Source organism: Pseudomonas sp. (assembly GCF_037994325.1).
In the GTDB taxonomy this organism is placed as follows: Bacteria; Pseudomonadota; Gammaproteobacteria; order Pseudomonadales; family Pseudomonadaceae; genus Aquipseudomonas.
The window spans coordinates 1-2,870 of record NZ_JBBNAH010000010.1 but is presented as its reverse complement, the minus strand read 5'-3'; the positions used below and the strand labels follow the sequence as shown (position 1 = coordinate 2,870).

Here is a 2,870-nt window from a genome sequence, read left to right as displayed (position 1 = left end):
AAGCTGTCCTGTACCTGCTGTTGGTCGATATTGTCGGCACTTAGCTGTGCCAGCATCACCTGCCGATTACTTTTTGCCTGCGCCGCCAGTTCGCGCAGGCCGGGCGCGTGTTGGCCTATCACCGCTCGTACCTCTTGGCGCTGTTCCTTGGGCAAACGCAGCACCTTGCCGAGCAGTTCGCGCACTGGTTGGCTTTGCCCCATTTCAGCTAAGGGCCCGGCGCTGGGCCGGTTCAGCAACCAGCCACCGAGAAAAGCGTTGGCGCCAAGGGAGAGCAGCAGGGCGCCGCTTAATAGCCAGGTTTTATTCATAACTCATCTGCCCATAACAGGCCGCCCATGGCGTGGGCAGCAATTTGCAAATCATCGTCGGCCGCAGGTGCCGTCCAGTGCCCAGCCCAAACACCCAGCACCGCGCACAAGGCCAGGCTGGCAACTTTCACCGGCCAGCCATAACGCCACTGTTCCAACGCGCGCTGCACGCCGCGGTACCAGGGCAGGCGTTGCGGCTGGGCGGTGGCGGCCTGGACGATGCGTGCAGCCAAGTCGTGCGGCGGGCGCGGGCGTGGCTGACCGGCCAGGTGCCGACGCAGATCGTCGTCGTTCATCGCTGTTTCTCCTCATGGCGTGGGCTCAGGCTTTTCGGCAGCCAGCGGCGCAGTTGTTCGCGGGCGCGGCCGAGCAGACCTTCCAACGCTTTGCTGTGAATTCCCATCAGTGCTGCCGCTTGCGGGTTGCTGTGTTCATCGAAGTAACAGAGCAGCACAGCCATGCGCTGTTTTTCCGGCAGCCGTTGCACCACCCGCTGTATCTCGGCCGCTTCGCGGGCCTGTGCCACGGCGCCAGCGGTGTCGGCAGTGGGATCGAGCAGCTCTTCCAGCAGGCTGTCGATGTCCTGTTCGGCGCGGTGTTTGTGCCGACGCAGATCATCCAGACACAGATTGACCACAATGCGCTGCAACCAGGTGGTGAACTGCGCCCGGCCTGGCTGCCAGACAGCGGCATGGGTCCAGACCCGGGTAAAGGCTTCCTGGGCAATATCCTCAGCATCGGCTCGCTGGGCAAAAAAGCGTCGGGCGATGGCATACGCACGCGGCAGATGACGCGTCACCAACGTGGCAAATGCACGCTGATCGCCGGTGGCGATAGCGGTCATCAACTGCTCGTCAGTGGGCGTCATTGCGGCGGCGCCTTAAGGGTTCGGGGTCACGGTGATGCTGCCCGAACGGGTATTGCCTTGGCTACCGGTAACGCTGCGGTTTAGCGTGTTGCTGTCTTGGTCATAGCTGTAACTGGCATCCCGGCCGAGGGTTTTGCCGTTAGCTGTCGTCACCTCGGTTTGCCGGCTCGCCGAGCCATCGGCATGGCTGGTTTGCTGGTTAAAGGTGCCGGTATTGCCGTTGGCGCCGGTATAGGTGCCGCTATTCTGGCCATCGGTATGGGCGCCTTGCACCGTGCGCGTATTGCCGTTAACGCCGGTGGTGGAACGATTGAACTGGCCGCTCGCGTTGTCGTACTGAGTGGTGCTGGAACGGCTAGCCGTTTTGCCATTGGCGCCGGTAAGCGTTTGCTGGCGATTTAACCCAGCGCCGCGCTGCCCGCTGACCGTCGTTTGATAGCTACCGCTATGGCCACGGCCGGTGGCAAACCCACCCGCGCGCTGACGCTCAGCGGCTTGAATGGCGGTAGTGAACAGCAGAGACAGACACAGCAAAGCGGGCAGGGTGGTAAGCATTAAACGACGCATAGAAAGCCTCGACGGGTTGGGCAGGGTCGAGGCTTATACGCAGGAGACGGAATAACCCCTGCGAATTTCTTTTAACGCTTTGCGCCTGGTCTTGCAGAACTAGCCCCAACTCGCCGCAATCACCGATTCCAACGCCTCCCGGTAGTTGAGCGGTGGGCTGCTGCTGGCCGAGCTCTGCGGGGCAAAGGCGGCCATGGCTTCGATCAAACGGTTGAGTCGTGCGGCGTCAATTGCTTCGCCAGCGTAGGTTTCAAAGGTGAGGTTTTGTTTGCTCGGGTCGCTAAACCAGTCGCTAACGGTGAGCTTGTCGTCTGTGCCGCTAATGCTCACATCCAGGTTATTGGCCGAACGGCTAAACCAGAGGTCTTTGGCATCAATCGCCTCACGGAAAATCACGTAGTTACGGTCAAGCCACGCCTGCTCTTTGCTGACTATGGGGGTGATGGTGTCGTGCCCGTAACCGCGGCCAAACACGTAGGTGTTGTTGCCGTCGCCGCCGTTAAGAATGTCGTCGCCGGTGCCGCCATCAAGCACATCATTGCCGCCCTGGCCTTCCAATACGTCATTGCCGGCACCGCCGGTTAAGACGTTATCGCCACGGTTGCCGACCAATAGGTTATCCAGATCATTGCCGGTGGCGTTGATGTCCTCGTTCCATAGCTTCAGCGGCTCCAGGGTGTAGATGGCATAGGCGCCGGCCACATTGGCGGCCTGGCGGAAACGCTCAATACCCACAAAACGGGTCATATCGCTGACCTTTTGCCGGCCCGAGTCGGCGATATAAAAGCCCAGCAACTCGCCCATATCGCTAAAGGCCACGCCAGTGATGGTGACCATATGGTTGATGGCGCCATTGTCGTTATAGGCCGGATCGTCCCACAGCACCCCAGCATTAACCGCCTGCATCACCCCACGTCCGCTGCGAATCAAATTCGCTGTGCCGGCTTCGTTATAGCCGGCAATCAGGTCGTTGCGAATGCCGTAGCTGCTGAGGATGGATTGCTGCTGAACAAAGTTCGAACCCCCGCGTTTGTAGCTCGGCTGAGCCGGATCGATAAAGGCCCAGTTATTGTCGATGGCGACTTTTAATACATCGCCCTCGGTGGTGGGGCGGTCGGCTTGGG

At 60.4% G+C, this 2,870-nt stretch carries 5 protein-coding genes; all 5 read right to left on the bottom strand.

Going from position 1 to position 2,870, the window contains the following annotated elements:
• Nucleotides 1–311: periplasmic heavy metal sensor (locus AAAB16_RS00255; RefSeq protein WP_340661519.1), on the bottom strand; the 311-nt coding region annotated here is incomplete at its 3' end.
• On the bottom strand, nt 308–607 hold the full coding sequence (locus tag AAAB16_RS00250) for a hypothetical protein (protein WP_340661518.1): 300 nt from the start codon (nt 605–607) through the stop codon (nt 308–310). The genes AAAB16_RS00250 and AAAB16_RS00255, both read right to left, overlap by 4 nt.
• The gene (locus AAAB16_RS00245; protein ID WP_340661517.1) at nt 604–1,179 is read right to left on the bottom strand and encodes a sigma-70 family RNA polymerase sigma factor; all 576 of its coding nucleotides are present in this window, start codon (nt 1,177–1,179) and stop codon (nt 604–606) included. Before AAAB16_RS00245 ends, AAAB16_RS00250 begins: the two co-directional genes overlap by 4 nt.
• Nucleotides 1,180–1,191: 12 nt before the next feature.
• A complete protein-coding gene (locus tag AAAB16_RS00240; RefSeq protein ID WP_340661516.1) occupies nt 1,192–1,746 on the bottom strand; it encodes a hypothetical protein in 555 nt (184 codons plus the stop codon).
• Nucleotides 1,747–1,845: 99 nt separating this feature from the next.
• Nucleotides 1,846–2,870, bottom strand: a 1,025-nt coding sequence (locus tag AAAB16_RS00235; protein ID WP_369335434.1) for a calcium-binding protein, incomplete at its 5' end; no start/stop codon positions are given.